This is a genomic window from Micromonospora sp. 4G55, from assembly GCF_016803375.1.
This window is the reverse complement of sequence record NZ_JAEVHN010000721.1, coordinates 1-2,966: the sequence shown is the minus strand read 5'-3', so window position 1 is coordinate 2,966 and position 2,966 is coordinate 1. Positions and strand designations below refer to the sequence as shown.

The following is a 2,966-nucleotide window of genomic DNA, read 5'->3' as shown; positions in this document are numbered from 1 at the left end:
CCCGGCCGGGTCGCGTCGAGGGGCGGATGCGGCCCGCACCGGCACGGGCCGTACCCGTCCGGTCAGACCTGCAACCACAGCGCCGGCACGTTCGGCGGTTCCCAGCCCGGGATCGCGGTGTGCGCCTGCCGGCACCGGTAGGTCAGCCCGTTGTAGGTGACCTGGTCGCCGACCTGGTAGGCGCGACCCGCGGTCCAGGTGCCGCTGGGGGCGGGCGAGGTGGTGGGAGCCGGCGGCGTCGGGGTGGGCGAGCTGGTGGGGGTCGGCGTCGGGCTGGGTGCCGGACCACCGCCGCCGATCTGCACGTCCACGCAGGAGTAGAACGCGTTGGCGGTGTCGGCGATGTTCCAGACGGCGAGGATCTTCTGCCGGCCGGAGAAGCCGCCGAGGTTCACGGTGTGCGACACGGTGGCGCCGGGCTGCTGGCCGCCCCCGTTGAAGACGCCCACCCGGGTGCCGCCGATGAAGTACTCCCAGTTGCTGGTGGCGTGCCGGGCGGTGTTGACCCAGGTGAACGTCACCGAGCTGCCGACCGAGGTGGCCGGCCAGCCCCGGCTGTCGTCGTTCAGGACGGCGAACTGGGCGATGTTGGCGTGGCAGTTGCGCAGCCCCTTCGGGCCCTCCACGCTCTGCGGCTCGTACTTGATCTGCCCGCAGTCGGGCACCCGGTTCTGCGCGCAGAGCGCCTGGCGGCTGGGCGGTCCGGAGACGTAGCCGTGCGCCTGGGCGGGAGCGGCGACGGCGAGCGAGGACACGACGGCGCCCGCCGCCAGGACCGGGACGGTGACTCTTCGACGCATGATGACAACTCCTCGGCTTCGGCCTGCTGAAGGTGCCACCAACATAATTTAAACCTTGTTAACAGTAAAGACTCCTGTCAATAAAACCATCGACGCTCGTGAGCCTCCCGCCTCCGTTCAGAGCAGCAGCAGGCTGCCCTTCTCGTCGACCCGGTCGGCGGAGTCGTCGTCCAGCCAGACGCCCCCGCTGGCGAGGTACCGGAAGCGGTACTCGCCGGGGCCGAGCTTCACGGTCACCGTCCGGGTGCCGTCGCGGCGGGCGATCAGCTCGTGCCGGCCCGGCTCCCAGCCATTGAAGCAGCCGACGACGCTGACCGGACCGGGCGGGGTGTCCCGGGGCAGGCAGAAGGTGACCCGGGTCTGGTTGCCGAAGAGCTTGTTGCGCTTGATCACGTGATCCTCCGGGGTCGGGGCGGTTCACCAGGCCCAACGCGCGACACGCCGGGGGCGAAACGCCGTCCGGCCGGATCCACTCGCGGCATTTCGCCCCCAACAGCCCCGCCCTGGCGCACCCTGAAGTGACATGTCCTGATTCGGGGGGTTTTCGATCGTGGCTACCTGTGAGGTCTGCGGCAACGAGTACTGGATGGCGTTCGAGGTGCGCACGGTCAGCGGTGACACGCACACCTTCGACTGCTTTGAGTGCGCGGCGCAGAAGCTGGCGCCGATCTGCGAGCACTGTGAGGTCAAGATCCTCGGCCACGGCGTGGAGGTCGGCGGCCGGTTCTTCTGCTGCGCGCACTGCGCCCGCGCCGTGGAGGCCCAGGGCGCCGAGATCCGCGACGCGGTCGGCGCCCGCCCGGCCTGACCGCGCGCCCCGGCCCGCACCGGGCCGGGGCTCTCCCGGGTACGCGCCACGGCGCGGCCTACCATCGCGGGATGCCGCCGCAGACCACCCAGGTCCGGGTCGCCGCCTTCGCCGACCTGGCCGCTCGCACCTTCCACGACCTGCTCCGGCTGCGCATCGACGTGTTCGTGGTCGAGCAGCACTGCCCGTACCCGGAGCTGGACGGCCGGGACGTCGAGCCCGGCACCCGGCACCTCTGGCTGGAGCGCGACGGCGCCGTGCTGGCGTACCTGCGGATCCTGGCCGACCCGGACGGCTCGGCGCGGATCGGCCGGGTGGTGGTGGCGCCGGCGGCGCGCGGCGGCGGGCACGCCGGCCGGCTGATGACCGAGGCGCTGCGGCTGGTCGTGACCGGCCGTGCGTGCTGGAGGCGCAGTCCTACCTGGTCGACTTCTACACCCGGCACGGCTTCGCGGTGACCGGCCCGGAGTACGTCGAGGACGGCATCCCGCACGTCCCGATGCGCCGGCAGAGCCGACCCGGCCACCCGGGAGACATTGACGGATAGCGTTTTCCCGTGGGAGCCTGCGGGGCAGAGCCGTCGCGGGAGCCACGCAGGGGTTCGGGAGGGGGCAACTCCCGGCCGTCCGGGCGTCGTCGACCGACACTCCAGACCCCGGAGGCTCCATGTCCGTCCTGCTGCGCAGACGCCCCACCCCACTGGTGGCGGCGCTGCTCACCGTCGGCGCGATCGTCGCGCTGCTGCTCACCACCGCCCTGGCCCGGTCCGCCTCCGCCCACGGATCGGTGGTGGACCCGGCGTCGCGCAACTACGGCTGCTGGCAACGCTGGGGCAGCGACTTCCAGAACCCGAAGATGGCCACCGAGGACCCGATGTGCTGGCAGGCCTGGCAGGCCGACCCGAACGCCATGTGGAACTGGAACGGCCTGTTCCGCGAGGGCGTCGCCGGCAACCACCAGGGCGCCATCCCGGACGGCCAGTTGTGCAGCGCCGGGCACACCGCCAGCGGCCGCTACAACGCGCTCGACACGGTCGGCGCGTGGAAGACCGTGCCGACCACGACCAACTTCAGGATCAAGCTGTACGACCAGGCCAGTCACGGCGCCGACTACATCCGGGTGTACGTGACGAAGCAGGGCTTCAACGCCCTGACCAAGCCGCTGGCCTGGAGCGACCTGGAACTGGTCGGCCAGATCGGCAACACCCCGGCGGCCCAGTGGACCCCCGAGGCCCAGGGGGTGTCGATCCAGGTGCCGGCGAACGCGCCGGGACGCACCGGCCGGCACATCGTCTACACGATCTGGCAGGCCAGCCACCTGGACCAGTCGTACTACCTGTGCAGCGACGTCGACTTCGG

At 71.5% G+C, this 2,966-nt stretch carries 4 protein-coding genes and 1 pseudogene; 3 read left to right on the top strand and 2 right to left on the bottom strand.

Annotated elements, in window-relative coordinates; all coding sequences use genetic code 11:
- Positions 1-62: 62 nt before the first annotated feature.
- Both JNW89_RS33000 and JNW89_RS32995 read right to left on the bottom strand, forming a co-directional pair.
- Entirely contained in the window at positions 63-800 is a 738-nt protein-coding gene (locus tag JNW89_RS33000) for a lytic polysaccharide monooxygenase (RefSeq protein ID WP_238452025.1), read from the bottom strand.
- A gap of 117 nt (positions 801-917) precedes the next feature.
- On the bottom strand, positions 918-1,193 hold the full coding sequence (locus tag JNW89_RS32995) for an isoamylase early set domain-containing protein (protein ID WP_238452024.1): 276 nt from the start codon (positions 1,191-1,193) through the stop codon (positions 918-920).
- 157 nt (positions 1,194-1,350) lie between these two features.
- Here JNW89_RS32995 and JNW89_RS32990 point away from each other — a divergent pair, with 157 nt between their 5' ends.
- From JNW89_RS32990 to JNW89_RS32975, 3 genes and pseudogenes are all read left to right on the top strand, one after another.
- Positions 1,351-1,608 (top strand): Prokaryotic metallothionein, encoded by a 258-nt coding sequence (locus tag JNW89_RS32990; RefSeq protein ID WP_238452023.1) that lies wholly within the window; start codon positions 1,351-1,353, stop codon positions 1,606-1,608.
- 71 nt (positions 1,609-1,679) lie between these two features.
- Positions 1,680-2,155, top strand: a pseudogene (locus JNW89_RS32985) (GNAT family N-acetyltransferase).
- A 119-nt stretch (positions 2,156-2,274) separates the two neighbouring features.
- Positions 2,275-2,966 (top strand): lytic polysaccharide monooxygenase (locus JNW89_RS32975; RefSeq protein ID WP_238452020.1); only part of this gene is annotated, 692 nt, incomplete at its 3' end.